Annotated in this window: 23 protein-coding genes and 1 pseudogene; 16 read left to right on the top strand and 8 right to left on the bottom strand. The window is 58.1% G+C overall.

What is annotated here, in order from left to right; genetic code table 11:
* The first annotated feature begins 81 nt into the window (after nt 1-81).
* On the top strand, nt 82-480 hold the full coding sequence (locus CKW38_RS16835; RefSeq protein ID WP_026000451.1) for a hypothetical protein: 399 nt from the start codon (nt 82-84) through the stop codon (nt 478-480).
* On the opposite strand, the gene CKW38_RS16840 is transcribed toward CKW38_RS16835, so the two are convergent.
* Nucleotides 477-746, bottom strand: a complete 270-nt coding sequence (locus CKW38_RS16840) for a DUF1652 domain-containing protein (RefSeq protein ID WP_007912157.1) — start codon at nt 744-746, stop codon at nt 477-479. The two genes, CKW38_RS16835 and CKW38_RS16840, sit on opposite strands and share 4 nt — an antisense overlap.
* A 367-nt stretch (nt 747-1,113) precedes the next feature.
* Here CKW38_RS16840 and eco point away from each other — a divergent pair, with 367 nt between their 5' ends.
* The gene (eco, locus tag CKW38_RS16845) at nt 1,114-1,599 is read left to right on the top strand and encodes a serine protease inhibitor ecotin (RefSeq protein WP_007912158.1); all 486 of its coding nucleotides are present in this window, start codon (nt 1,114-1,116) and stop codon (nt 1,597-1,599) included.
* Between the two features lie 21 nt (nt 1,600-1,620).
* Complete coding sequence (locus CKW38_RS16850; RefSeq protein ID WP_064362707.1) at nt 1,621-1,926, top strand: NIPSNAP family protein; 306 nt, start codon at nt 1,621-1,623, stop codon at nt 1,924-1,926.
* A 24-nt stretch (nt 1,927-1,950) separates the two neighbouring features.
* Here CKW38_RS16850 and ilvA read toward each other — a convergent pair.
* Nucleotides 1,951-2,946 (bottom strand): annotated as a pseudogene (gene ilvA, locus CKW38_RS16855) (threonine ammonia-lyase, biosynthetic); the annotation flags it as partial.
* Nucleotides 2,947-3,195: 249 nt separating this feature from the next.
* Between ilvA and CKW38_RS16860 the strand changes: the two are divergent.
* A complete protein-coding gene (locus CKW38_RS16860) occupies nt 3,196-3,534 on the top strand; it encodes a DUF2834 domain-containing protein (protein ID WP_095113314.1) in 339 nt (112 codons plus the stop codon).
* A gap of 120 nt (nt 3,535-3,654) precedes the next feature.
* Here the strand turns inward: CKW38_RS16860 and CKW38_RS16865 are convergent, their stop codons facing one another.
* Nucleotides 3,655-4,428 carry a class I SAM-dependent methyltransferase gene (locus tag CKW38_RS16865; RefSeq protein WP_095113315.1) on the bottom strand — a complete coding sequence of 258 codons (774 nt, stop codon included), beginning with the start codon at nt 4,426-4,428 and terminating at the stop codon, nt 3,655-3,657.
* A gap of 159 nt (nt 4,429-4,587) precedes the next feature.
* On the opposite strand from CKW38_RS16865, the gene CKW38_RS16870 reads away from it, so the two are divergent.
* The 4 genes from CKW38_RS16870 to pncA all read left to right on the top strand — a co-directional run bounded on the left by CKW38_RS16870 (nt 4,588) and on the right by pncA (nt 7,098).
* On the top strand, nt 4,588-5,121 hold the full coding sequence (locus CKW38_RS16870; RefSeq protein ID WP_095113316.1) for a tetratricopeptide repeat protein: 534 nt from the start codon (nt 4,588-4,590) through the stop codon (nt 5,119-5,121).
* 63 nt (nt 5,122-5,184) lie between these two features.
* Complete coding sequence (locus CKW38_RS16875; protein ID WP_371857968.1) at nt 5,185-5,670, top strand: sigma-70 family RNA polymerase sigma factor; 486 nt, start codon at nt 5,185-5,187, stop codon at nt 5,668-5,670.
* On the top strand, nt 5,667-6,428 hold the full coding sequence (locus CKW38_RS16880) for an anti-sigma factor (protein ID WP_095113318.1): 762 nt from the start codon (nt 5,667-5,669) through the stop codon (nt 6,426-6,428). Before CKW38_RS16875 ends, CKW38_RS16880 begins: the two co-directional genes overlap by 4 nt.
* Before the next feature lie 43 nt (nt 6,429-6,471).
* On the top strand, nt 6,472-7,098 hold the full coding sequence (pncA, locus tag CKW38_RS16885) for a bifunctional nicotinamidase/pyrazinamidase (RefSeq protein ID WP_007912169.1): 627 nt from the start codon (nt 6,472-6,474) through the stop codon (nt 7,096-7,098).
* Between the two features lie 128 nt (nt 7,099-7,226).
* Here pncA and CKW38_RS16890 read toward each other — a convergent pair whose 3' ends face one another.
* Nucleotides 7,227-8,528 carry an ATP-binding protein gene (locus CKW38_RS16890; protein WP_007912170.1) on the bottom strand — a complete coding sequence of 434 codons (1,302 nt, stop codon included), beginning with the start codon at nt 8,526-8,528 and terminating at the stop codon, nt 7,227-7,229.
* A gap of 4 nt (nt 8,529-8,532) precedes the next feature.
* Nucleotides 8,533-9,234: a response regulator transcription factor gene (locus CKW38_RS16895; RefSeq protein WP_007912171.1), complete on the bottom strand. Its 702-nt coding sequence runs from the start codon at nt 9,232-9,234 to the stop codon at nt 8,533-8,535.
* 265 nt (nt 9,235-9,499) lie between these two features.
* On the opposite strand from CKW38_RS16895, the gene CKW38_RS16900 reads away from it, so the two are divergent.
* The 4 genes from CKW38_RS16900 (at nt 9,500) to CKW38_RS16915 (ending at nt 15,307) form a co-directional block, all read left to right on the top strand.
* On the top strand, nt 9,500-10,657 hold the full coding sequence (locus CKW38_RS16900) for an efflux RND transporter periplasmic adaptor subunit (RefSeq protein WP_007912173.1): 1,158 nt from the start codon (nt 9,500-9,502) through the stop codon (nt 10,655-10,657).
* A gap of 15 nt (nt 10,658-10,672) precedes the next feature.
* Complete coding sequence (locus CKW38_RS16905) at nt 10,673-13,771, top strand: efflux RND transporter permease subunit (RefSeq protein WP_007912175.1); 3,099 nt, start codon at nt 10,673-10,675, stop codon at nt 13,769-13,771.
* A 141-nt stretch (nt 13,772-13,912) separates the two neighbouring features.
* The gene (locus tag CKW38_RS16910; protein ID WP_095113319.1) at nt 13,913-14,554 is read left to right on the top strand and encodes a DUF1345 domain-containing protein; all 642 of its coding nucleotides are present in this window, start codon (nt 13,913-13,915) and stop codon (nt 14,552-14,554) included.
* 264 nt (nt 14,555-14,818) lie between these two features.
* Nucleotides 14,819-15,307 carry a hypothetical protein gene (locus tag CKW38_RS16915; protein ID WP_095113320.1) on the top strand — a complete coding sequence of 163 codons (489 nt, stop codon included), beginning with the start codon at nt 14,819-14,821 and terminating at the stop codon, nt 15,305-15,307.
* Nucleotides 15,308-15,364: 57 nt separating this feature from the next.
* On the opposite strand, the gene CKW38_RS16920 is transcribed toward CKW38_RS16915, so the two are convergent.
* From CKW38_RS16920 to CKW38_RS16930, 3 genes are all read right to left on the bottom strand, one after another.
* Nucleotides 15,365-17,614, bottom strand: a complete 2,250-nt coding sequence (locus CKW38_RS16920) for an autotransporter outer membrane beta-barrel domain-containing protein (RefSeq protein WP_095113321.1) — start codon at nt 17,612-17,614, stop codon at nt 15,365-15,367.
* A gap of 208 nt (nt 17,615-17,822) precedes the next feature.
* The gene (locus CKW38_RS16925; protein WP_095113322.1) at nt 17,823-19,871 is read right to left on the bottom strand and encodes a hypothetical protein; all 2,049 of its coding nucleotides are present in this window, start codon (nt 19,869-19,871) and stop codon (nt 17,823-17,825) included.
* Nucleotides 19,872-19,958: 87 nt separating this feature from the next.
* On the bottom strand, nt 19,959-20,762 hold the full coding sequence (locus tag CKW38_RS16930) for a hypothetical protein (RefSeq protein WP_095113323.1): 804 nt from the start codon (nt 20,760-20,762) through the stop codon (nt 19,959-19,961).
* 216 nt (nt 20,763-20,978) lie between these two features.
* Between CKW38_RS16930 and CKW38_RS16935 the strand changes: the two genes are divergently transcribed.
* The 4 genes from CKW38_RS16935 (at nt 20,979) to CKW38_RS16950 (ending at nt 25,337) form a co-directional block, all read left to right on the top strand.
* Nucleotides 20,979-22,007: a LacI family DNA-binding transcriptional regulator gene (locus tag CKW38_RS16935; RefSeq protein ID WP_095113324.1), complete on the top strand. Its 1,029-nt coding sequence runs from the start codon at nt 20,979-20,981 to the stop codon at nt 22,005-22,007.
* 153 nt (nt 22,008-22,160) lie between these two features.
* Nucleotides 22,161-22,943, top strand: coding sequence for a sugar phosphate isomerase/epimerase (locus CKW38_RS16940; RefSeq protein WP_095113325.1), 783 nt, complete (start codon nt 22,161-22,163; stop codon nt 22,941-22,943).
* Nucleotides 22,936-23,979 (top strand): sugar kinase, encoded by a 1,044-nt coding sequence (locus tag CKW38_RS16945; RefSeq protein WP_095113326.1) that lies wholly within the window; start codon nt 22,936-22,938, stop codon nt 23,977-23,979. The genes CKW38_RS16940 and CKW38_RS16945 overlap by 8 nt, the downstream gene beginning before the upstream one ends.
* A gap of 59 nt (nt 23,980-24,038) precedes the next feature.
* Nucleotides 24,039-25,337, top strand: a complete 1,299-nt coding sequence (locus CKW38_RS16950) for an MFS transporter (protein WP_038368553.1) — start codon at nt 24,039-24,041, stop codon at nt 25,335-25,337.
* Nucleotides 25,338-25,347 lie beyond the last annotated feature (10 nt).

A 25,347-nucleotide genomic window follows, 5' to 3' on the forward strand; every position in this document is an offset into this window, starting at 1 on the left:
TCTGATTTGCGGGTTTGCGGTAGGCGTGGGGAGTTTCGGCGGTTATGCTCGGAGCCCTCCTCACTGCCGCAAGGATTCGCCATGCAGTTGTCGTTTCGCACGTTGTCGGGCTTCACGTGTTCGTTGTGTTTTTTGCTGGCGCTGGCCTGGGGCGTTTTCCCGGAGAGGCTGCTGGCGATCTGGAGTATCGAGTATTCCGACGCTGCGGGGTTTGTCGCGCGGCGCAGTGCGGTGCTGTTTGCGGCGTTGGGAGTGATGTTTTATCTGGTGCGCAACGCACCGCCGTCGCTGGGGCGCAATGCGCTGAGCAACGGGTTTATCGTCGGTTGTTTTGGTTTGGCGGTGTTGGGGTTTGCGGAATGGCTCAACGGTCATGCCGGCCCCGGGATTTTGCTCGCGGTGCTGGTCGAGTTCGCGCTGGGCCTTGGTTTTGTGCAGGCCCGGCGCGTGACGGTCGAACTGGGTGAAACGGTGCGTTAGACGACTCTGGAGCGCGGGCTGTAGTGATGTTGCACAGTTTGCTGGTTCAGATCCGAGCGCAGCCCGGCGATCAGTTCGTTGATTTCACGACAGCCATTGAGGTGGCTGGCGTCGATGCCACTGACCAGCAGATCGACCTGATCGGTCTGGTGATCGCCGAAAACCTTGACGGTCATCGACAAGTCCGGCGACAGCGTGCACTGGCAGCGTTTCGGCAGAAAACTGCTTTCAATGATATTGCGTAGTTCCAAGGCAGACAGAAACATGGCGAAACCCTCTCCTTACTGTGAGATGCCAATCAAGTATTCACGCTGACCGTTGCTGCCCCTGCACGGGTGTGTCCCCGCTGTTTCCCTGGTGCGACAAGCGGTGGTACTGCGAAATGCCCATTGGAGTGTAGGCGCCCAAGTCCGGTGCGCCGCACTGAAAAGACGCATAAAGCGTGCCTTTCATCAGTTCATTTTCACCCTCATGAAATCAAGCACTTGGCGGCGGTGCCAGCATTTGGCTACTTGCAAATTGCAAGAATAGCCCCTGCCGGCACTGCATTTTGCAACTCGACGCTGGTTTGCAATCACGGCCCATGACGGTAAGAATGCCCGTCATCCACCCTACACCCGCACGGAGGCTTCCATGGGTTCTTTACGCGTTTACGCGACCACCGGTTTGTTCATCGCCAGCCTGTCCACCCTCGCCCACGCCGCCAAGCTTGAAGACGTCGCGCCGTTCCCGAAGGCTGAAGCCGGGTTCACCCGCCAGGTCATTCACTTGCCCAAGCAAGAGCAGGAAGAAAACTTCCAGGTGGAAATCCTCGCCGGCAAAACCCTGGAAGTGGACTGCAATCGCCAGCGTTTGGGCGGCGTTCTCGATGAGAAGAATCTTGAGGGCTGGGGTTATCCGTTCTATCGCCTGGAAAAAGTCATCGGGCCGATGAGCACGATGATGGCCTGCCCACCCGGCAGCCAGAAGAAGCGCGCGTTCGTGCCGGTCGTTGGTGACGGTTTCATGCTGCGTTACAACAGCAAGTTGCCGGTCGTGGTGTATGCGCCGTCTGACGTCGAAGTGCGTTATCGCATCTGGTCGGCGTCGGACAAAGTCGGTACAGCCCTGCAGGAATAACCGGAACAAGGAGTGCTTCGTTTGATTACCTGCCACGTCCGATATGTCATTGATCCCTACCAATTGCCTGAGTTCGAGGCTTACGCCAAGGCCTGGCTCGGCATCGTCGAGCGCTTGGGCGGCACCCATCACGGCTACTTTTTGCCGTCCGAAGGCGCGAGCAACATCGCTTATTGCCTGTTCAGTTTTCCGTCGCTGGCGGATTACGAAAGCTATCGGCACATCGCGATGACCGATCCGGAAAGCACTGCACTGGTGGCCAGCCTGGTCGAGAAGAAGTTCATCGTCAGCTACGAGCGCAGCTTCCTGCGCCCGTTACTGCCGTAAACCTCATCATGCCGAGACGCCGCACATCGCGGCGCGCTCGGCGACATGGCGCAGGCTGTCGAAGTTGATATTGGCGCCCGAGTCGATCGCCACGAATGTCTGCTCGCGCACCCCGGTTCGCGCTACGTACTGCTTGATCCCGGCCACGGCCAAGGCGCCGGACGGTTCGGTGATCGAGCGGGTATCGTCGTAGATATTCTTGATCGCCGCGCAGAGATCGTCGTTGCTGACGGTGATGACTTCGTCGACGCAAAAGCGGCAAACCTCAAACCCGAACGCGCCAATCTGCGCTACCGCCACGCCATCGGCGAAGGTGCCGACATTGGGCAGCACCACGCGCTGATCTGCTTCGAGCGCAGCCTTCAGGCACGCTGAGTGTTCAGATTCGACGCCGATGATCCGTACTTCCGGGCGCAGGTATTTGACGTAGGCCGCGATGCCGGCGATCAGACCGCCGCCGCCCACCGGGATAAAAATCGCATCCAGCGAACCTTGATGCTGGCGGAGGATTTCCATCGCCACGGTGCCCTGCCCGGCGATCACTTCCGGGTCATCGAACGGTGAAACGAAGGTGCGCCCAGTCTGTTGCGCCAGTTGCAGCGCATGGGCCAGTGCGAACGGGAAACTCTCGCCGTGCAGCAGCGCTTCAGCGCCGCGACTGCGTACACCCAGCACTTTCAATTCCGGCGTTGTCGCTGGCATGACGATGGTCGCTGCAATCCCCAGTTCGCGTGCTGCCAATGCCACGCCTTGCGCGTGATTGCCAGCCGATGCGGTGATTACCCCCCGCGCCCTCTGTTCGTCGCTCAATTGCACCAATTTGTTGTAGGCGCCACGGATCTTGAAGGAGAACGTCGGTTGCAGGTCTTCACGCTTGAGCAGAATCCGGTTGCCCAGCGCCTCCGACAGCGCCGGCGCCGCTTGCAAAGGCGTGCGCACCGCGAGGTCGTACACCGGTGCGGCGAGGATCTTTTTCACGTAGTGCTCAAGCAGGGTTTGCTGATCGGGGCTGTGCGGCATGGTCGTCTCCTGACATTTTTCAAAACCCCGGAGACAGAAAGTAAAAACCCGCCTCTAGGGCGGGTTGGGTGCTGCAGTCGTGAGCTAGCCCGCCAAATGAGGAATGGCGGTAATAATCATTGGCTGGCAACGCGATACAGTCGAAGTCATGGACTGGAAATTAGCCTGCACGGTGCTGGCAAGTCAATGGCCAATTTTGCGTGGCGACGTTAGTCTGGCGACTCTCTCATCACACCAAGGAAGGCTTGCATGATGTCTATCGCCCTGCCCCTCACGGCTTTACTCGCGTTCAGCGCTTACACCGTTTCAGTGATGCTCCAGGCTGAACAGTCATTGATCGACTTTGGCATCAGCCTGATGTCGCGGCCCGACACCGCGCAGGTGGTGATTGATCTGTATCTGCTGGCGACTCTGGCCGGCGTATGGATGGTCAAGGATGCGCGGTCGCGTGGGCAGTCGGTCTGGTCGGTGGTGCCTTATTTGTTGCTGACGGCGGTTTTTGTCTCGGTTGGGCCGTTGTTGTATCTCGTGATGCGCGGGGTTCGCGAACGGCGGAAGGCGGTGGCAAAGTGCAGCCAGATACTATGAACACCTGAAACCCCTGTAGGAGTGAGCCTGCTCGCGATAGCGGAGTGTCAGCCAAAGATGAGGTGACTGACACTCCGCTATCGCGAGCAGGCTCACTCCTACACTGGAATGTCGTGGCATTCAGCCCTTTTTTACGGCGACGAACGCGGCGGTTTCGTAAGGCACCGTCACCACATCCCTACCACGCAGTTCCGGCTCGGCGGCAATCAACGCGCGAAGCTGCTCATCAACCTTCGCCCGCTGCGCATTCGGCAGCGCGGCGATGAAACTGGTCGAGCGCACGCGGTTGAAAATCACGTCCTCCGGCGAACCGGTATGGCCATGGTGAAACCGTTCGACCTGCAGAGGCGCGAACGCCGGGTGCGGAAACACTGTGCGCCAGGCGCCGGTGTAATAGCGTGGGGTGTCACCTTCCAGTGCGTTGACGATGGCGTCCAGTTTCGGCACCCAGCTGACCTGGGTGTCGCGCAGATTCCAGATCAACCCCAACTGGCCACCGGGCTTGAGTACCCGGGCGATTTCGGTCAGTGCTTCGGTGCTGGCGAACCAGTGAAACGCTTGCGCGCAAATCACCACATCGACTGAAGCGTCCGGCAACGGCAGATCAGTCGCCGTGCCGTTCACGGCCAGCACATCGGGCCAGGCGTCAGACAGCTTTTCCAACATCTGCGGCACCGGTTCAACCGCGATCACTTGTGCGCCGGTCACCACCAGCCGCCCGGTGAACTTGCCAGTACCGGCGCCCAGATCGATCACGGTTTTATGCCCATCCAGGCCCAGCGTCGCGGTCAACCATTGACTGACTTGCGGCGGATAGTCCGGCCGCCCTTTGACGTAGGTGTCGGCGGCGGTTTTGTAGCCGGCAGCGGCTGAGTGATGGATTTGGTCGGTCATGGCAACGCTCCTTACGGCAAAACATCGGATCGACGGCAGACGCTCCCGAGCATAGCGCTTGAATTTACGCTGAACTTGAACAGTCACTGATAAAGCGATGAATAAAAATTCACCCTGTGGTGTTCAAAGTGAAACATAACCCCCTGTGGAGCCTTGCCCATGACTATCCGTTCCGTTATGTTCGCCGCCCCGTTGCTGCTGGTCGCCGCGATGTCCAGCCAACTGGCCTTGGCCAATGGTGATGAAGAAGCGCCGGTGCAGAAACCCGAATGCCCGAAAGGCCAGGTCTGGGACAGCAAAACGCAGAAGTGTGTGATGCAAGTCAGCAAAGCACTTTCGGATGCCGACCGTACCGATTATGCCTATCGCCTCGCCAAGGTCGGTCGCTACGAAGAGGCCCTAGCGCTGCTCGACACACTGAAGCAACCGAACACTGCCAAGGCCCTCAACTATCGCGGATACGCCACACGCAAACTGGGGCGCACCGACGAAGGCATCGGTTATTACCTGCAATCGGTGAAACTCGATCCGCAGTACGCGCAAGTGCGCGAATACCTCGGCGAGGCCTATGTGATCAAAGGTCGCGTCGATCTGGCGCAGGAACAGTTGCAGCAGATCAAATCGATTTGCGGTATGTCCTGCGAGGAATACCAGGACCTGGCCGAAGCCATCAACGATTCATCGAAAACCTGAGCACATATAAGGGCCGTCATCATCGTCAACGATCAGGCATTCAGAACAGAACTCGGACAGCATCTGGCGCGACTGTGGCGCTATGGTTTGCTGTTGTCGCGCAATCGGCACGTGGCCGAGGATCTGGTGCAGGCCACGTGTGTGCGGGCGCTGGAGCGCGCCAGTCAGTATGTGGCCGGCACGCGCATGGATCGCTGGTTGCTGAGCATTCTGCATTCGATCTGGCTCAACGAAGTGCGCGCTCGTCGCGTGCGTCGGGGGACGGGACAGGTCGATGCCGATGGTCAACTGGCGTTCGACGGTGAGTACGCCGCGCAGACGCACGTGATGGCGGCGCAGGTGATTCGCCGAGTGGACGCGCTGCCGGAAACCCAACGCGAAACCGTGTATCTGGCCTATGTCGAAGGCTTGTCCTACCGCGAAGTCGCCGAGATCCTGCAAGTGCCGATCGGTACGGTGATGAGTCGCCTGGCCACCGCACGGCTGAAACTCGCCGAATACCCGCCACTGCAAGCGGTGCCGAAATCCACCGAAGGAGACCGTTCATGAACACGCCTTCGGATGAACAACTGGTCGCCTACCTCGACGGCGAACTCGACCGTGAGGACCGCGATCAGCTGGACAATGCCATTGCTGAAGACTCACTGCTGAGTCTGCGCGTGCAATGGCTCAGCCGCAGCAATCTGCCATACAAGAACGCCTATGACGAACTGGCGCAACAGGCGCCGCTCGATCGCCTGCAGGCGCGGCTGGATGCGATGCCTTCACCGCAGCGTCCGGGCTTCAACCGCCGCTGGTTTATCGCTGGCGCCGCCGCAGCGCTAGTGGCCGGCGGGGTGTTGGCCGACCGCTTGTTCCTCGGCTGGCATGCCGCACAATCGAATAACTGGCGAGGGTTGGTGGCTGATTACATGGCGCTGTACGTGCCGCAAACGCTTGATCATCTGCCCACCGACGACGCCGCACAACGGGCACAACTGCGCACGGTCGATGCGCGCCTGGGCCTCAATCTTTCACCTGCCGCGTTGAAGTTACACGGTGCCGAGTTCAAACGGGCGCAGATGCTCGAATACGACGGTGTGCCCATCGCGCAGATCGTGTATCTGGATGCGAAACATGGGCCGTTGGCGCTGTGTGTCACGCGCTCGAACCGCGGCAGTCAGCCGTTGGCCCATGAGCGTCGACGTGAGATGAACGTGGTGTATTGGACTGAACGTGAACACGCGTGGATGCTGATCGGACACGACGCCCCGGTGGCGCTGGAAGACAAGGCAAAACTGTTGAACAGCCGTTTAAACACCGGATAAATGCTGCACTATTCTGGGTGAGTGATTTTTCAAGGACTCCACGATGCCTGATTCTTCCCGTTCTGCCTTACTGGTTATCGACGTTCAAAACGACTTCACCCCCGGCGGCCAATTGGCAGTACCGGAAGGTGACCTGATTGTGCCGCTGATCAACCGGCTCGCCCGTCAGTTCACCCAGGTCGTCGTTGCACAGGATTGGCACCCCACCGGCCATGCCTCATTCGCCTCCAGTCATCCCGGACACCAGCCCTACGATGTCATCCAGTTGCCTTATGGCGAGCAGACACTCTGGCCCGACCACTGTGTGCAATCGACAGCAGGGGCCGAGTTTCACCGGGGACTCGACTTGCCTCATGCCCAGTTGATCATTCGCAAGGGCTGCAATCCTGATATCGACAGCTATTCAGCCTTTCTGGAAGCCGATCGCCGAACCACCACTGGGCTGGCCGGCTACCTCAAAGAGCGCGGGATCGATACGGTCTACATGGTGGGGCTGGCATTGGATTTCTGCGTGATGTTTTCGGCGCTGGATGCACGGGCGGCGGGGTTCAATGCCTACGTGGTGCTGGATGCGTGCCGGGCGATCGATCTGAATGGATCACTGGCGGCAGCAATTGAACGGATGCAGGACGCCGGCGTCGGGTTGATTCAATCGACTGAACTGATCTGAACAACCACAGCCCCCTTTGGGAGCGAGCCTGCTCCCGAAGGCGGTATGTCAGCCAAGTATGCGTTGACTGACCCGACGCCTTCGCGAGCAGGCTCGCTCCCACAGGGATATTTTCAGCGTCATGTAGCTCAGGCGTTATTGGGCAACCACAACCGGAAGCGTGCCCCGCCCAACGGTGAAGACTCTACGGTCAACGTGCCGCCCTGCGCTTCCAATGCGCGACGGCTGATCGCCAGGCCCAGGCCAAACCCGCCGGTGGCGCGATCACGACTGCGATCAAGTCGATAGAACGGCTCGAAAATCCGCTCCCGCTCGTCATCGGGAATACCGATGCCGTCATCATCGACCCAGATCTCACAGCCCTCGGCATTGACCTGCACACCAATCTGAATGCGCTTTTCGCAATAGCGCATGGCGTTGCGCAGCAGGTTCTGGATCGCCCGCGCGGTCAGGCGTGGATCGAGGGAGAAGCGTTCGAGCTGGCCGTGCAGCAACACGTCAATGACGATTTCCGGTGATTCCAGCTCTTCATCGACACTGCCCAGAATGCTGTCGATGAACTCGTCCAGCGACACCTCGACCTGCTCCGGCAGTTGCGCCGGATTCTGCAAGCGGCTGTAAGAGAGCAACTCCAGCACCAGTTCATCCAGCTCGCGAATGTGCGCGACCAGTCCCAGCAAGCGCTCGCGGCTGGCGGTCGGCAAGTCATCGGACAAAGCCAGCGCCAAGCCGAAATCCAGACGCGTCAGCGGTGTACGCAATTCATGGGACACGGCATTGAGCAGATCGCGTTGCTGATTGAGCAGGTTTTCGATATCGCCGGCCATGGTGTCGAAAACATTGGCGAGGCTGCCGATGTTGGAACTCTGGGCGATTTTCGTGCGTTCGCTCAAATGGCCTTTACCGAAGCGTTCGGCGGTGCCTTTGAGGCGTTCCAGATCACGCCAGTGCGGGCGCAACCACATCAGCAGGCAGGCGAGCAGGCTCGCGCCGATCAGCACGTTGATGCTCCAGTACAACAGATTGACGTCCATCGGATCCGGTGGCACGACCATTTGCACGGCGGTGGTGTCGTCCAGCGGCGTCACCGCCAGCGTGCGCCAGCCCCAGTCGCCGATACGCACAACGTTTTCGCCACGGCGCAGGCGCTGCTGCTCGATGGCGGTGAACTCGGCATCGTCGATGCGCGCCAGGACGATGTGCAGCGGCTGGAAATCCTTGTCCATCGACGCCGCCAGCGCCGGCCACTGCTCATGCGGCACCGCATGAAACTGGCGAGTAATCAGCGATTGCAGGCCGCGCGAATAGTCGAGGTTGTAGGTGACGAAGCGATCGCGGAACGCCATGACCACCAGATCCGGCACCAGATAGATCGCCGCGCTGTACGAGACGATCGTCACCAGATACAGGCGAAACAGGATGCGAAACATCAGCTCAGCATTCCCACTCGGAACGGCTGAACAAATAGCCCTTGCCCCACACGGTCTTGATCTTGCGCGCTTCGCCGGCGTGGTCGTCGAACTTGCGGCGCAACTTGGAGATCGCCACGTCCACCGAGCGATCGGTGCCGTTGAATTCGATCCCGCGCAGACGCTGCAGGATCTGGTCGCGGCTTAACACTTCGCCGGCGTGACGGGCCAGGACCACGAGCAGGTTGTACTCACCGCTGGACAACTCGACCGGTTGATCACGCCAGGTCACGGTGCGCTCGGACAGGTCGATGCACAGATTGCCCATGAGGATGCGGTCATTGGCGGTCAGCGGTTCGCCGAGACTGCTGCGGCGCAACAGGGTGCGCACCCGTGCCAGCAACACGCGCGGTTCGCAAGGTTTGGTGACGTAATCGTCGGCGCCCATTTCCAGGCCCAGAACCTGATCGTGGCTGTCGTCGCGGGCGGTGAGCATCAGGATCGGCAATGTCGCTGAATCGGCACGCAGTAAACGGCAGACTTGCAGGCCGTCGAGGCCGGGCAGCATCAGGTCGAGAATCACCAGATCCGGCGGATTGACCCGCGCCCGTTCGCGCACGTGGTCACCACGGCCGATCACGCTGACGGAATAACCGTTGCGCTCCAGGTAGCTGGAAATCAGTTCGGCGAGGGCGGTGTCGTCTTCGACCAGGAGGATGTTGGGCATGGGTGATCCAGAAAGTGCTGTGGCGACTGATAAGGCCCATTCGCGAGCAGGCTCGCTCCCACACTTGGAATGCGATTCCTTGTGGGAGCGAGCCTGCTCGCGAAAGCTGTCTATCTGTCGCAATAAATTTCAAGACCTGAAGGATATACGCCCTCGCCCATCCCTGAGCAAAACCCTTACACAATTTCACACAGCGCCTACAAAGCTTCACCGCTAATCTCGGCGTCTGCCCGTAGGATGCGGACATCAATATTGGGGGTTGTACATGTCGAACAAACTGCTGGCCGGGCTCGGCCTGATCGCGATGGCGCTGACACTGAGCGCCTGTGATTCGTCCTCGAAGGCAGAGGATCAGACGCCACCGGCCACGGTGCGCATCGAGACGATCGAAGCGCATCCCCTGACGCTCAGCAGCGAACTCAGCGGCCGCATCGCCGCGCCGCGAATTGCCGAAGTGCGCGCACGGGTGGCCGGAGTGGTCTTGCAGCGCACCTTCCGCGAAGGCAGCGACGTGAAAAAGGGCGACGTGCTGTTCCGCATCGACCCGGCACCGTTCAAGGCTGACCTCGACAGCGCCGAAGCCGCGCTGCGCAAGGCCGAGGCCAATGCGTTCCAGGCCAAACTGCAAGAGCAGCGCTATGCCCAGTTGATCGACGACCAAGCCATTAGCGGCCAGGACTACGACAACGCCCGCGCCAATGCCCGGCAAACCGCCGCTGACGTTGCGGCCAACAAGGCTGCCGTCGAACGCGCAAAACTGAACCTCGGTTACGCCACCGTCACCGCGCCGATTTCCGGGCGTGTCGGTCGTGCACTGGTCACCGAAGGCGCACTGGTCGGGCAGAACGAAACCACACCACTGGCGCTGATCCAGCAGCTCAACCCGATTCACGCCGACCTCACCCAATCGACCCGTGAACTCAACGAACTGCGCCGCGCGTTCCGCTCCGGGCAGTTGCAGGAAGTCGGTCAGGATCAGGTCAAAGCCACGCTGATTCAGGATGACGGCAGCCTGTATCCGCTGCCGGGCAAGCTGCTGTTCAGCGACATCACCGTCGACCCGGGCACTGGTCAGATCATCCTGCGCAGCGAATTCCCCAACCCGGACCTGGATTTGCTGCCGGGCAGTTTCATTCGCGTGCGTCTCGAGCAGGCAACCATTCAGAACGGCATCACCGTGCCGCAACGCGCCGTGCAGCGCGACAGCGCCGGCATTGCCCAAGTGCTGACCGTCGATGAGCAAATGCGCGTCGCCGAGCAACCGGTGCAACTGGGCGCGGTGCAGAACAATCGCTGGATCGTCACCGGCGGCCTCAAGCCCGGCGACCGCATCGTCATCGAAGGCCTGCAACATGCCCGTCCCGGCGAAACCGTGCAGATCGACGACACCCCTCTTCCACTTGCCCAGACCTCTGGTCAGTAAGCAGGACGCTTTTCTATGCCGCAGTTCTTTATCGACCGCCCGGTGTTTGCCTGGGTCGTCGCGTTGTTCATCCTGTTGGCCGGTGCGCTGGCCATCCCGCAGTTGCCGGTGGCGCAATACCCCGACGTCGCCCCGCCGCAGATCGAAATCTACGCCGTGTATCCCGGCGCCTCGGCGCAGACCGTCGATGAAAGTGTGGTCAGCCTGATCGAGGAAGAGCTCAACGGCGCTGATCATCTGCTGTACTTCGAATCGCAGAGCAGCCTCGGCAGCGCGACGATCAAAGCCACGTTCCAGCCGGGCACCAACCCGGAGCTGGCGCAGGTTGACGTGCAAAACCGTCTGAAAGTGGTCGAGTCGCGCTTGCCGCAAGCGGTGAATCAGCAAGGTCTGCAGGTCGAAAAAGTTTCGTCCGGTTTTCTCTTGCTGATCACCCTGACGTCCAGCGACGGCAAGCTCGATGACGTGGCGCTCAGTGATTATCTGGCGCGCAACGTGATGAACGAGATCAAGCGTCTGGAGGGCGTCGGCAAGGCGCAGTTGTATGGCGCCGAGCGGGCCATGCGCATCTGGATCGATCCGCAGAAGCTGATCGCTTTCAACCTGACGCCGGCTGACGTCAATGAAGCCATCGTCGCGCAAAACGCTCAGGTCTCCGCCGGCAGCATCGGCGACCTGCCCAATCCGTCGAACCAGGAAATCACCGCGACCATTCTGGTAAAGGGTCAGTTGTCGACGCCGCAAGAGTTCGCCGACATCGTGCTGAAAGCCAATCGCGACGGCTCGACCGTGCGCATCGGTGACGTCGCGCGGGTCGAAATTGGCAGCCAGGAATATCAGTTCGGCACGCGCCTCAATGGCAAGCCGTCCACCGCTGTCGGCGTGCAGCTGTCGCCCGGTGCCAATGCGCTGAACACCGCGACCCTGGTGCGGGCGAAGATGGATGAGCTGGCGCGCTACTTCCCGGCGGGCGTGGAATACAAGATTCCGTACGACACCTCGCCGTTCGTCAAAGTCTCGATCACCAAAGTGGTTTACACCTTGGGCGAAGCGATGTTGCTGGTGTTCGCGGTGATGTTCCTGTTCCTGCAGAACGTGCGTTACACGCTGATCCCGACACTGGTGGTGCCAGTGGCGTTGATGGGTACATTCGCGACCATGCTCGCGCTGGGCTTCTCGATCAACGTGCTGACCATGTTCGGCATGGTGCTGGCCATCGGCATTCTGGTCGACGACGCGATTGTCGTGGTGGAGAACGTCGAACGGATCATGGCCACCGAGGGCCTGTCGCCCAAGGAAGCCACGCGCAAGGCGATGACGCAGATCACCGGCGCGATCATCGGCATCACCCTGGTGCTGGTCGCGGTGTTTATTCCGATGGCGTTCATGCAAGGTTCGGTCGGGGTGATTTACCAGCAGTTCTCGCTATCGATGGCGACGTCGATTCTGTTCTCGGCGTTCCTCGCCCTGACCCTCACGCCGGCACTGTGCGCGACACTGCTCAAGCCGATTGCCAAGGGTGAGCATCATGAAAAGTCCGGGTTCTTCGGCTGGTTCAACCGCCGCTTCGAGCGCCTGACCGATCGTTATCAGGGCTGGGTCGGCTATGCGCTGAAACGCAGCGGTCGTTATCTGCTGATCTACGTGGTGCTGCTGATCGGGTTGGGTCTGTGCTTCGCGCGCCTGCCCTCTTCGTTCCTGCCGGTGGAAGATCAGGGTTACACCATCACCGACATTCAACTGCCGCCCGGCGCCACCAAGAATCGTACGGTGGCGGTGGCTGAACAGCTTGAGGCGCATAACGCCGGCGAGCCAGGGATCAGTGACAGTGTGGTGATTCTCGGTTTCAGCTTCTCCGGTAGTGGCCAGAACGCGGCTTTGGCATTCTCGACGCTGAAGGACTGGTCACAGCGTGGCAGTGATGATTCCGCCAGCTCGATTGCCGATCGCGCCAACATCGCGCTGAGTGAAATCAAGGACGCCATGGCGTTCTCGGTACTGCCACCGCCCGTGGATGGCCTCGGCACGTCCAGCGGGTTCGAGTTCCGCTTGCAGGATCGCGGTGGTCTTGGCCATGCGACCTTGATGCAGGCGCGAACTGAACTGCTCGCGGCCGCCGAGAAGAGCAAAGTGCTGATGAACGTGCGTGAAAGCGCACTGGCCGAAGCGCCGCAGGTGCAATTGGTCGTGGATCGTAAACAGGCCAATGCCCTGGGCGTCTCGTTCGCCGACATTGGCAACGTGCTGTCCACTGCCGTCGGTTCCAGCTACATCAACGACTTCCCCAATCAGGGGCGCATGCAGCGCGTCGTCGTGCAAGCCGAAGGTGATCAACGTAGCCAGGTGGCCGATCTGCTGAAAATGCACGTGCGCAACAACGCCGGGCACATGGTGCCGCTGTCTGCATTCGTACAGGCCAACTGGATTCAGGGCCCGGCGCAGTTGACCCGTTACAACGGCTATCCGGCGATTGCGATTTCCGGTGAACCGTCACCGGGGCACAGTACCGGCGAAGCCATGGCGGAAATCGAACGTCTCGTTGCACAGGGGCCGAAAGGTCTGGGTCAGGAATGGACCGGCCTGTCGTTGCAGGAACGCTTGTCTGGCAATCAGGCGCCGATCCTGCTCGGTCTGTCGCTGCTGGTGGTGTTCCTGTGTCTGGCGGCGCTGTACGAGAGCTGGTCGATTCCGACTTCGGTGTTGCTGGTGGTGCCGCTGGGTGTGCTCGGCGCGGTACTGGCGGTGACGTTGCGCGGGATGCCCAATGATGTGTTCTTCAAGGTTGGCCTGATCACCATCATCGGTCTGTCGGCGAAGAACGCGATCCTGATCATCGAGTTCGCCAAGAGCCTGTATGACGAAGGTCACGACCTGATCGATGCAACATTGCAGGCGGCGCGTTTGCGTCTGCGGCCGATCGTGATGACGTCGCTGGCGTTCATTCTTGGCGTGGTGCCATTGGCCATTGCCACCGGCGCCAGCTCGGCGAGCCAACAGGCGATCGGTACTGGCGTGATCGGCGGGATGATTACCGCAACGCTGGCGGTGATCTTCGTGCCGGTCTTCTTCGTCGTGGTCATGAAACTCGTACAACGATTCACCAAACCCCACTGATCCAAACTGCAGGAGCTGCCGCAGGCTGCGATCTTTTGACTTTGCTTTTAGAAGATCAAAAGATCGCAGCCTTCGGCAGCTCCTACAAAAGCAGGGTTGCGTACGCTATGGTGCAGAGACAGTTCACCAACGTGAGTCCCCATGCGCTTCCTCGCCCGCACCCACCCTCGCCTGTCTGCCGCCGCCCTCCTCGGCCTTGCCACCGGTCTCCTGGTCCCCGCCGATTCCATCGTCAGCAAAATCCTCATCGGCTGGAACGCTGGCGTCTGGACTTACCTGATCCTGATGTTCTGGCTGACCGTGCGCGCCAAGGCCCCGGACGTCAAACGCATCGCTGAAGTCGAAGACGAAAATGCCGGGCTGGTGCTGTTCGTGGTGTGCATCGCCGCGCTGGCGAGTTTGGCGACCATCACCTTCGAGCTGGCTGGCAGCAAGGACCTGGAAACCACGCGCAAGCTCCTTCATTACGGTTTCACCGCGCTGACGGTAATTGGTTCGTGGCTGCTGATCGGGGTGATTTTCTGCGTGCATTACGCAAGGTTGTATTACACCTGGGACGGCAAGGAACCGGCGTTGCGCTTCGCCGAAGGGCTGACCACGCCCAACTATTGGGACTTCCTGTATTTCTCGTTCACCATCGGCGTGGCGGTGCAGACAGCAGATGTCGGCGTGGCGACACGGGATATTCGCAAAATCGTTTTGGCGCAATCACTGATCGGATTTGTGTTCAACACGGCTATTTTGGGATTTTCAATCAATATCGCGGCAGGACTGTTTGGCTGATTATTTTATTGTCCACCGAGACTGTCCTTCCAAGCGGGCGGCGTAGATCCGCTAACCTGATGATCGGGAGCCTGAACCGTTTAAATCACGTTCCCCATCAAAACTAACCTTCGCCAATAACCAAATTTCGGAAATCACACTTCTGGCCAACTGTAAACTGTCAAGTCTGACAGTTTACAGTTGGCCTCATTAGCGCTCTGATAGCTCATCCCGAAAGTTTCCTTTAATCACGGGATATCTCGTCATGACATGGAGACCGCAAAAATGATCAATAAAATTCTCAAACGTAGAAATGCAATCGGCACAGGTGAGTGTGTAGGGACAATCAACGCCGTAGAACAGTTTGAAGCAAGCCTGGTTGAACTCTCCGAGCAAACCTTCCCGCTGCCGCACGGTGAGGCCTACGTAATGTTTGCCCGTCAGCGTAAAACGGACTTTACAACCAAAGAAATCACCCTGTCCTTCTCCAAAAACCTGCCGAATGACAGCTACGAACTGACACCAACATCCCATGAGGTTCGCCTGACATTTGTCGACAACAGCGATCCAGCCAAGCCTGTAACTTATACTCAGCGTTCGGGGGCAGCCATCATCGCTTATGATCCTGATTCCGCTACTCTTTCCGGGAACTTGAACAACGTCGTGGTGGAGAATCGAGACGACGATGTGGAGAAAGAACTAACCTTGGAGGTTAGATTCTCAGCAAAGGGAGACATCGTGAAGTTGCGTGGATATCGGTCGATCGCCGCATAACCATAATGCCGGCAAACAAAAAAAAGGAAGCTTTTGCTTCCTTTTTTATTGCCTCGTTTACCAAATATAGCGAATTCCGATGTTGGCACCCAAGGGCTGCTCAAAGTACCGGCCGTTGCTGTACTCGAAATCGGCATGCACGCTGAAACTTCTGGCTATCGCTACAGCGACGCCAGCACCCAGTTCCCCACGAGAGCCGGACAGGTCATTGTTGAACACATTGTTATTCACCTGGACTTCATTGTTCTTTGCAAACTCATGTGCCCAGGCAAGTCGAATATAAGGCTGTACAGTCCGCCCCTGATCCAGTTCGATATTTCGACCGGCAGTGACACCCACTTTACCGATGAATGAACGAGTTCGATCACCCTCTGCCTGCAGGTCATTACTCAAGGAATAATCCTTGCCCTCAATGACCACTGCAGACCATTGCGTGTAGGGCTCCAGGAAGTTTCCGTCAGCAAGACTGATGTGTTTACCGATTTCCACCGAACCACCGACCCCGGAATTGTCGTAATCACCCTTGGCCCGCGTTCCATCACTCAGCCCCACCTTGGCATCATTATTGAAGCGGTTGGCCTTCAATACTCCATCAAAGTAATAACCGGTTTGCGCATCCAGCCAGGTCAAGTAGCCACCCACATAGTAGCTGTCCACGCTCCCGGAGGTGCCTGCGTCAAGATCGAGGTCGGATTGACTCTGGCCTGCCATCACCCCGACCAACCACTGCCCGTCACCCACCGGCAGCGGCGCATCCGCTCCTAAAGTAAACCCGCTCTGGCGTTGCTGATAGCCAACACCCGAGCCATCGGCGATGTTGTACTTGTTGGTGTAAGTACGCCCCCACGCGCCGGATTGACCACCATTGAAGCGCAATTCGCCCATACGCGTGCGCAATGAGGTCAACTCGCCCAGCCATACCGTTGAGGCCGTGTTGAACAGAGCGAGCACTGAGCGAGCCCCAGGACTGATGGTCCGCGTGCTGGGATCGAGTATCCAGTCGTTGCCACTTTTCGCCAGACCATAGGAATACGTCCCCAGATCGACATCACGGCTCATGAAAAACCGAGCGTCGCCGCCTGCGGTTTGCACCACGCGGACAGGTTGTCCGCTAGCAGGGTCAAGACCACTGCTGGCAATCAGCAGTTCATGTGTCCCTTGGGCGGTGCCCGTGACATTCAACACATCCGTTTCACCCGTGGTGAAGTTGGTGCCCATCACAAAACGGCCATTGCCAGACAAGGACGTTACGTTGAGTTGATAAAAGGCGTCGGTAGCCCCGAAGACCACCGAGCCACCGTTGTTCAGGCTCAACTGGTCGATACTGCTATTACCCGTCAGTACCCACTGGGAACTGTCATTGATCGTGGCGCTGGCCACATTTTGCAATTGGCCCGTCAGCTTCGAGTTGTTTTGCAGAGTCAAGTTTGTGGTGCTGCCCTGCTCCGTGACGATGTCACCATTGAGCGTACTGTCGTTGACCACCAGCGAGGCATCCGCCCCGCCTCGGACATCCAGTAAGGTGCCGTTGCCGGCGAGCAAGCGCGAGTTGGTCAACGTAATGGCCGCTGTGGAATCCGTGGTGTTAGCAAAGTTGACCAGAATGGCAGCGCCGGTTTTGCCTTGCACTGTAGTGTTCTCAAGATTCAACGTCGCCGGTTGAACCTTGTTGAGATCGGAATCGATGACGACGCCTTCCCGACCACCAATGATAGAGCTGTTTCGGGCCGTCGCTTTACCGCTATTCAGCCGAAGTCCGTAGCTGCTGGCTCCGGTCCCGAGAAGGTCGGAATCGCTGAGGTTCAGGACGCTGAAGGCACTGACCAACGCTCCCCCGGTCACACCAGTGATCTTCGTGCCATTGGTAACAGAAACACTGGAGCCGTCCTGTGTATTGGCATCGCGAACCACTTGGAGTCCCACACGATTTCCGGTAATCGAACTGCTGTCGATCGTCGCTTGAGAGCTACTTAAAAAGACCGCCGCCAAGCCCCCGGTAGCCGAAACGGTCGCATTGCTCAGATTGACCGTTGACCCTTCGCGAGCCGATATCTGCTGCGTTGTGCTACCAGGATTCACGATCAACGTGGAATTTTCAGAGTTGATGGACAGCGTTTGCGCGCCGTTGACCGTCAGCGTGGCGCTCTGGGAAAGGTCCCATCGTTCCGGCGTGCCACCGTTTACCGTTTCCTCGCGACCCACGACCGGAGCCGCGCTGGCGCAGGCACTCAAAATTGCCAACAACGAAGGGCTCAAAACTATGTAACGCCGCGAACGGCCTGGACCCGACAATGACTTACCCCGCATAGTGAATACCTGCTGTCTGACTGGTGAAATGGCAGTCGTAGCCATTCCTGGAGGGGCGCAAGGCTATAGAGAAGACTCATAAATTTATGTAGGACTTATCCTCAGTTAGTTGGCGAAATCTCATTCTGGCTAGAAAATTGAATACCAGATGTCAGTAACCGGGGGAGGCGGTCACAAACTTTGAGATCACGCCCCCCACAATCACCCATTATGGATTTGGAACGGGAATAAATTCCTCACAAAAACGACCTTGACTGTCATCCAGATCCAGTGTGTTCTCAGCAGGCAGCGAGTCTGGTGTCGGATTATTACCAGCTCCCCCGCGGGAAATGGAATAAGTCACCTTGGCAAGTTGCATATGAGCCGGTTTGAAATCTTCCTCGTAATCACCAATATTGATTAGCGCACCACCGGTAGGAAATGTCCCCGAGATTGGGTAAGTCGCCGTTGCTTCAGTATCGGGAATAGGTTTCGTCGGGTCCGCCCGTTCAAATGCCTGATACTTCAAAGTAATGGTTTCACCATCGACCGTATACGTATTGGGCAATACACGAACGAGCAAATTTCGTCTCGCGGTACCATCATTTGGGACAGTCTCCGTAGGGAAGTTCAAGGTGGAGCATCCAATCCTTCTTACCGACCCCGCCAGCCCCAATATTACCGGCGCAGCCATTTCAATCGGGAATGGCTCGACCGGGATATCCCTCGGTCTCGACGGAGTTGGGTTGTTCGAGCCCGGAGTGTAGAGGGTATACCGTAGAACCTTGGACCCACTTTCCTGCTGTTGAATAACAGACCACGGAATGACACGAGTTATGTCCGTGCCCTCTTGACCTGTTGTTAACGCAATGGGGTCGCCAATCTGGATGTCGTCATAAAACAGATCGATCAGCCAACCTTCTTCTGTCGCGGGGGCAGCAAAAAGTTTGATAGTCGCAGTAATGGCGTTATCTCCGTAATCACCCTCCTCGATTGCGTTGTCAGTACCCGCAGTTGTCTTCAGCGTTGGCGCCTCCAGACCAATGGTTATTGGATCCGGACCGATATATGAAATATCAACATCGATTTCAACGTTTGAGTCAGCCAACGTACGGATACCACGAAACATCTTAAAACTGACATCGGTTTTAACGATGCCATCGGTATCGCCGTATACCTGCTTGACCAGATCATAGGGGGCGTAAAACGTCAGTTCGGTATTGGCACCCACGCGCTGTTCGGTGCCTACCTGTTGCCCCCCCCAGTAGCCGGCAATCGTATCCGCTGGAGCATTGGGAGTAGGCACTTTGACCTTGAACTCCACACCTTGAGGATCAAACTGAGTGTCTGCAAGATCGATCAAGTTGTCGCCATCGGTACCATTTGCCAGCGTGACAATCGGTGGTACCACCGTATCGGGATCGGGATCCTTGGCATGTTGAACGGTACGCTGACTGAAGTTTGATCGGCGTCCTTCATTTCCCGGCAGATCTTTGGACACATAAATAAGCTGATTAGGCCCATCAGTGGCATCGACAAACACTTTGACTTCAATTGCAGCTTCCCGAGCCGCCGACAGTACATCATTAAATACGGGAGTATCGCGGCCGGGATCCGGCGCAGGCCCGAAGAAAAATCTGTAAACGTCAGTTGCCTCGTAGTTTGCGGGAATCACGGGCTTGACGATGATATGGGTTTTGCCTTCGAGGTAGGCTTCATCAATGGGAACACTCGGCCCTAAATCGGTAGGCCATGTAGGCGCTCCGGGGGTTCGGTCGGAGGGCGGGGTTTTTACTCTGTAGGGCGGTGTAAGATCGATGGCGAAGGTAGCGGTACTGGATGCGACATCATTAATACCGCCAGCAAAGAAAATATATCGGAACTCCCATTGGGTAGGCGCTTCGGGTGTAAGCTCCTCTCTAAACAAGCTGCGTCGAATCTTGTAGGGCACCGTCCAGTCTCGACCAGTGACCGCACCGGGAATAATATACGGAGAGTCTGGATCCGCTGGATCAACAACGTCCAGCCACGTCGTCGTACCTGCTATTCGAATCTGTGGTTGAAATGAATCATCGTCGTCCTCAATTACCGGCTTTGGTACCACATATTCCAAATCACCGTTAAGAGAAGCAATCGGGATGCGCAAATCAGGAGCTAGTGTTTGCGCAGGGAATGTAACAGCCAATGGCGGATCCGCATCAATAGCGTTATGCACGGTGGACCTTGCTTTAAGCGCCGCCAGCCTGGACAGGTGTGCCTTTTTAACTATAGCGTTCATGGTTCTCTCCATACGTTTGCATATCAGGAAATCTTTCTAATCTCTTGGTTATCCCACATTTATCACTTACCACTTTCGCTCCATACTTTACGGCCCGCATGGAAATTCCTCGCCAGTAACTATTCGATCAATTTTAACTACTCTGACTTTGGAGACTCCAACGAGTCTCCGGCCGCGAAAAACCCGATACTGAACGACCGCTGAAGAGTTCTCCACCATGGGTTTTATATGAACATCGTAAGGCTCGATCACTAGCGAGTACCCGTTTTTTATATCATTCTCGCTCAGTGGAAAACGGATGCTTTTCTTGCGAGCTCTAACGTACTCCACATTACTTCCGTTTAAACTTGGATAACCTCTCCAAAGCAACTCAACTCGATCTCCAGTTTTGAATCCCGACAAGGGGGGAACAGATACTCTAACGCCCTCCCATAAAGGTGGATCTGTGTCGCAGTTCAGATATCCGTAGAAATCTTTATCGGGGCAATCCGGCTCATCGAGATCACGTGGAATAGGGGTGTGATCAATTGTAAGATTGCGAGGATCTGACTTTGAGAGTTGATCCGCAGTATCCAAAACCTCGTAGCGCAACTGACCAACGCCGTTAACCTGCAGAAAGCTCGCATCGATACGAATAATAAATTCTGGCTGGATGTCCGCTGCTGTGTAGGTATTTTCGATCTTGAACAGCGGCTGCCCTGGCTGATCAAAGTAAACCGTTAAAATATCCCTATCATCAGGCAGCGTTGCGTAACTGGGCCACAGGGGAATGACCACGTCGATTCCTGCCAGTAACAAATCCAGCGGGATATATCCGTCCGGGTCAATATCGGCATCTTCTACACCGATGACTCTCGGTGGATTAAAGTTTAGCGGCCCTCGGTTAGACATACGTCAAAGCCCCTTGATGTCTTTTGGAATTAATGAAAAGCCTCGGTCCGATTAAACGTCGTGTCAGACTTCTTGCCTACTGTCATATCTGACAGGTATTTCGACCGTCTGTCGGAATATCGGCCTATCAGAAGATAAAATCGCTTGACGACTTTCCTGCAAATCGGATCTCCTGAAACCGGTTTCAGCGCATTCCTATAACAACAAGGTTCATTAATGAACGACTTCTCAACCGCCCAGCGCAGCCGCGTGACCATGCTCGACGTCGCCGAGCGCGCAGGCGTGTCCAAGGCCAGCGTCTCGCGCTTCATTGGCGATGATCGCGCCCTGCTCTCCGATGCCATTGCCCTGCGCATCGAGCAAGCCATTGCCGAACTCGGCTATCGCCCTAACCAAATGGCCCGTGGTCTGAAACGCGGACGTACGCGCCTGATCGGCATGTTGGTGGCCGATATTCGTAACCCTTATTCGATTGCCGTGATGCACGGGGTGGAAACCGCCTGCCGAGCGCACGGCTACAGCCTGGTGGTGTGCAACACCGACCGCGATGACGAGCAGGAACGCCAGCACCTGGCCCTGTTGCGCTCGTACAACATCGAAGGGTTGATCGTGAACACCCTTGGCCATCACCGTGACGAACTGCACGAGCTGCGCCGGGAGATGCCGCTGGTGCTGGTGGATCGCAAGGTCGACGGACTGGACAGCGACATGGTTGGGTTGAACAACCCCCAAGCGGTGGAGATGGCGCTGGCGCATTTGGAGCAGCGCGGTTATCGGGATCTGGTGCTGGTCACTGAGCCGTATGACGGCACCAGTTCACGGATCGAACGGGTCAGCAGTTTTCAGGCGCAGATTGCTCAGCGCTCGAACCTGGCCGGGGCGGTGCTGGAAACCGGCGATGAACTGAACGCACAACTTCAAACTTTTTTAAACACACCCGGCAATGGCCCGAAAGCGCTGTTTTGCGCCAATGGTGTGGCAGCGTTGGCGGCCACGTCGGCGTTACGAGTATTGGGTGTTCGATTGTTCGAGGATGTCGGGCTGATTGCCCTGGATGATCTGGATTGGTATCCGTTGGTGGGCAGCGGGATTACCGCGCTGGCTCAGCCGACGGCAGAGATAGGCGCGCGGGCGTTTGAGTGTTTGCTCAAGCGTTTGCGCGGGGATGACGAGGTGGCGCGGGTGGTGGATTTTGCGCCGGTGCTGGTTGAGCGTGGGTCTACCTTGGGGGTTAGCGGTGTTTGAGCTGACGCTATCGCGAGCAGGCTCACTCCTACAGGGGGGAACGCATTCCAAATGTAGGAGTGAGCCTGCTCGCGAAGGCGTCCGAAAGGACAACACAGAAACACCTGATATTTTTTTGAACAAAAATGAAACCGGTTTCAGAGGTCAATAACAATGAATAAACCCGCCGTTTCCATCAGTCTGTCCAGCTACGGCGCCGAGCTTGTGCGTCAGCGCGGGCAGGACGCTTTCATCGATGTTCTGGCCGCCGCCGGGGCCAATCGCATCGAATGGCGCGAAGAGCTGCTGACGCGCGAAGACCCTGCGCACTTGGCGCAGGCCACGCAGGCGCAGGGCTTGCTAAGCATTTATTCCTCGCCCACCGAACTGTGGCTGGCCGGGCAGGCGCAGCCTAATCCCGAGTTGATCACCGCGCTGCAACAGGCCGAAGCATTCGGCTCAAAGTGGCTCAAGGTTTCTCTCGGCTACTTCACCGACACCAACGATCTGCAAGCCCTGGCCGAACGCTTGAAGCTCAGCCCGGTGCAGTTGCTGGTGGAAAACGACCAGACCTTGCACGGCGGACGCATCGAACCGTTTCAGCGCTTCTTCGCTGCCGTCGAGCAGCACAATCTGCCGATCAAAATGACTTTCGACATCGGCAACTGGCAGTGGCAGGACCAGTCCGCCACCAGCGCCGCTCGCCTGCTCGGCCGGCATGTCGGTTATGTGCACTGCAAAGCCGTGGCCCGTCGCGCCGACGGCAAACTGGTGGCGGTGCCGCCGGCCGTCAGTGACCTGCATCTATGGGAACAACTGTTGCGGCACATGGCCCAAGGCGTTATGCGCGCCGCCGAATATCCGTTGCAGGGCGATGATCTGGTGCAACTGACCACCGAGCACGTCGCCGCCCTCGCCCGCCTCGGCCAATCGCGTCTGGAGCCTGCTCATGTCTGAGATCGATATTCTCTCGTTCGGTGAAACCATGGCGATGCTGGTCGCTGAGCAGACCGGTGATCTGGCCGCCGTCGAGCACTTCCACAAGCGCATCGCCGGGGCTGACAGCAATGTCGCCATCGGGCTTTCGCGTCTGGGTTTCAACGTCGCATGGCTGAGCCGCGTCGGTAACGATTCGCTCGGGCGCTTTGTGGTGCAGACCTTGATCAAGGAAGGCCTGGATTGCAGCCATGTCGATGTCGATAAACAACACCCGACCGGTTTCCAGTTCAAGTCCCGCAATGACGATGGCAGCGATCCGCAGGTCGAGTATTTCCGGCGCGGTTCGGCGGCCAGTCATTTGTCGCCGCAGTCGATTACGACCAATCTGCTGAGCGCTCGTCATCTGCATGCCACGGGCATCCCACCGGCGCTCTCAGCCTCGACGCGGGAGATGTCCTTTGAACTGATGACGCGCATGCGCAATGCCGGGCGCAGCGTGTCCTTCGACCCCAATCTGCGCCCAAGCCTGTGGGCCAGCGAGCGCGAAATGATCACCGAGATCAACCGCCTCGCCGCCCTCGCCCATTGGGTGCTGCCGGGTTTGAGTGAAGGCCGTTTGCTGACCGGTTTCGAAGACCCGGCGGACATTGCTGCGTTTTATCTCGATCAAGGTGCCGAAGCGGTGGCGATCAAACTTGGCCCGCAGGGTGCGTATTACCGAACGCATCTGGATCAGGGTTTTGTCGCGGGTGTGCCGGTGTCCAATGTCGTCGACACGGTCGGTGCCGGTGACGGCTTTGCGGTGGGGATGATCAGCGCCCTGCTGGAGCATCAGGGTTTTGCCGAGGCGGTGCAGCGCGCGAACTGGATTGGCAGTCGGGCGGTGCAGAGTCGCGGGGATATGGAGGGCCTTCCGACCCGGGCCGAACTCTTCAGCGAATTTGAGGCCGCCATCGCTGGCAAGCCAGCTCCCACAAGGGTTGGTGGTGGAAATGCAATCTTTGACATACCCGAGATCCCTGTGGGAGCTGGCTTGCCAGCGATGAGGCCCTGACAGGCAACCGATTTATTGAACCTGCTGCGACAAAAACAACAAGCTCAGGAGCAAGACCCATGAAAACCGCAACCCTCGCCACCCGCCGCTGGTGGTACATCATGCCGATCGTGTTCATCACCTACAGCCTGGCGTATCTCGATCGCGCCAACTACGGTTTTGCCGCCGCCTCGGGCATGGCCGAAGACCTGATGATTACCCCGGGCCTGTCATCGCTGCTCGGTGCACTGTTCTTCCTCGGTTACTTTTTTTTCCAGGTGCCCGGTGCGATCTACGCGCAAAAGCACAGCGTGAAGAAACTGATTTTCGTCAGCCTGATTCTCTGGGGCGGTCTCGCCACGTTGACCGGCGTGGTCTCCAATGCCTATTGGCTGATCGTCATCCGCTTCATGCTCGGTGTCGTCGAAGCCGCTGTCATGCCGGCAATGCTGGTCTACCTGTGCCACTGGTTCACCCGTGCCGAACGCTCGCGGGCCAACACTTTTCTGATCCTCGGCAACCCGGTGACCATGCTGTGGATGTCAGTGGTTTCGGGTTATCTGGTGCAGCATTTCAGTTGGCGCTGGATGTTCATCATCGAAGGCCTGCCGGCGGTGCTGTGGGCGTTTATCTGGTGGCGTCTGGCCGATGATCGTCCGGCTCAGGCGAAGTGGCTCAATGATCAGGAAAAGCACGATCTGGAAAGCGCACTCGCTGCCGAACAGGTCGGCATCAAAGCGGTGAAGAACTACGCCGAGGCGTTCCGTTCGCCGAAGGTGATCATTCTCGCGCTGCAGTTTTTCTGCTGGAGCATCGGCGTTTACGGCTTTGTGCTGTGGCTGCCGTCGATCCTCAAGGCTGGCGCGCAAATGGACATGATCGAGGCCGGCTGGTTGTCGGCGCTGCCGTATCTGGCGGCGGTGATCGGCATGCTTGTGGTGTCGTGGGGTTCGGACAAGTTGCAGAAGCGCAAACGTTTTGTCTGGCCGCCGCTGCTGATCGCGTCCATTGCGTTTTACGGTTCTTACGCACTGGGTGCCGAACACTTCTGGTGGTCGTACACGCTGCTGGTGATTGCCGGCGCGTGCATGTACGCACCTTACGGGCCGTTCTTTGCCATCGTCCCGGAGATTCTCCCGGCCAACGTTGCCGGTGGCGCGATGGCGCTGATCAACAGCATGGGCGCGCTCGGTTCGTTCGGCGGCTCGTATCTGGTCGGTTACTTGAACAGCTCCACCGGTTCGCCCGGCGCTTCGTACCTGCTGATGAGCGGCGCGCTGCTGCTGTCGGTGGTGCTGACTATTTTTCTCAAGCCCGGCGCCAGTGATCGCGTCGTTGCCAAAGCCGTTGCCACGCGTGCCGTGCCAGCGCATTCCTGAAGAGACTTTT

The sequence above is a fragment of the Pseudomonas sp. Irchel 3H7 genome (assembly GCF_900187605.1).
In the GTDB taxonomy this organism is placed as follows: Bacteria; Pseudomonadota; Gammaproteobacteria; order Pseudomonadales; family Pseudomonadaceae; genus Aquipseudomonas.

Excerpts from the sequence above, each read along its gene's own strand:
- CKW38_RS16835 (WP_026000451.1), top strand. The coding sequence starts at position 82 with ATGCAGTTGTCGTTTCGCACGTTGTCGGGCTTCACGTGTTCGTTGTGT.
- CKW38_RS16840 (WP_007912157.1), bottom strand. The coding sequence starts at position 746 with ATGTTTCTGTCTGCCTTGGAACTACGCAATATCATTGAAAGCAGTTTT.
- eco (WP_007912158.1), top strand. The coding sequence starts at position 1,114 with ATGGGTTCTTTACGCGTTTACGCGACCACCGGTTTGTTCATCGCCAGC.
- CKW38_RS16860 (WP_095113314.1), top strand. The coding sequence starts at position 3,196 with ATGATGTCTATCGCCCTGCCCCTCACGGCTTTACTCGCGTTCAGCGCT.
- CKW38_RS16865 (WP_095113315.1), bottom strand. The coding sequence starts at position 4,428 with ATGACCGACCAAATCCATCACTCAGCCGCTGCCGGCTACAAAACCGCC.
- CKW38_RS16870 (WP_095113316.1), top strand. The coding sequence starts at position 4,588 with ATGACTATCCGTTCCGTTATGTTCGCCGCCCCGTTGCTGCTGGTCGCC.
- CKW38_RS16880 (WP_095113318.1), top strand. The coding sequence starts at position 5,667 with ATGAACACGCCTTCGGATGAACAACTGGTCGCCTACCTCGACGGCGAA.
- pncA (WP_007912169.1), top strand. The coding sequence starts at position 6,472 with ATGCCTGATTCTTCCCGTTCTGCCTTACTGGTTATCGACGTTCAAAAC.
- CKW38_RS16890 (WP_007912170.1), bottom strand. The coding sequence starts at position 8,528 with ATGTTTCGCATCCTGTTTCGCCTGTATCTGGTGACGATCGTCTCGTAC.
- CKW38_RS16895 (WP_007912171.1), bottom strand. The coding sequence starts at position 9,234 with ATGCCCAACATCCTCCTGGTCGAAGACGACACCGCCCTCGCCGAACTG.
- CKW38_RS16900 (WP_007912173.1), top strand. The coding sequence starts at position 9,500 with ATGTCGAACAAACTGCTGGCCGGGCTCGGCCTGATCGCGATGGCGCTG.
- CKW38_RS16905 (WP_007912175.1), top strand. The coding sequence starts at position 10,673 with ATGCCGCAGTTCTTTATCGACCGCCCGGTGTTTGCCTGGGTCGTCGCG.
- CKW38_RS16910 (WP_095113319.1), top strand. The coding sequence starts at position 13,913 with ATGCGCTTCCTCGCCCGCACCCACCCTCGCCTGTCTGCCGCCGCCCTC.
- CKW38_RS16915 (WP_095113320.1), top strand. The coding sequence starts at position 14,819 with ATGATCAATAAAATTCTCAAACGTAGAAATGCAATCGGCACAGGTGAG.
- CKW38_RS16920 (WP_095113321.1), bottom strand. The coding sequence starts at position 17,614 with ATGCGGGGTAAGTCATTGTCGGGTCCAGGCCGTTCGCGGCGTTACATA.
- CKW38_RS16925 (WP_095113322.1), bottom strand. The coding sequence starts at position 19,871 with ATGAACGCTATAGTTAAAAAGGCACACCTGTCCAGGCTGGCGGCGCTT.
- CKW38_RS16930 (WP_095113323.1), bottom strand. The coding sequence starts at position 20,762 with ATGTCTAACCGAGGGCCGCTAAACTTTAATCCACCGAGAGTCATCGGT.
- CKW38_RS16935 (WP_095113324.1), top strand. The coding sequence starts at position 20,979 with ATGAACGACTTCTCAACCGCCCAGCGCAGCCGCGTGACCATGCTCGAC.
- CKW38_RS16940 (WP_095113325.1), top strand. The coding sequence starts at position 22,161 with ATGAATAAACCCGCCGTTTCCATCAGTCTGTCCAGCTACGGCGCCGAG.
- CKW38_RS16945 (WP_095113326.1), top strand. The coding sequence starts at position 22,936 with ATGTCTGAGATCGATATTCTCTCGTTCGGTGAAACCATGGCGATGCTG.
- CKW38_RS16950 (WP_038368553.1), top strand. The coding sequence starts at position 24,039 with ATGAAAACCGCAACCCTCGCCACCCGCCGCTGGTGGTACATCATGCCG.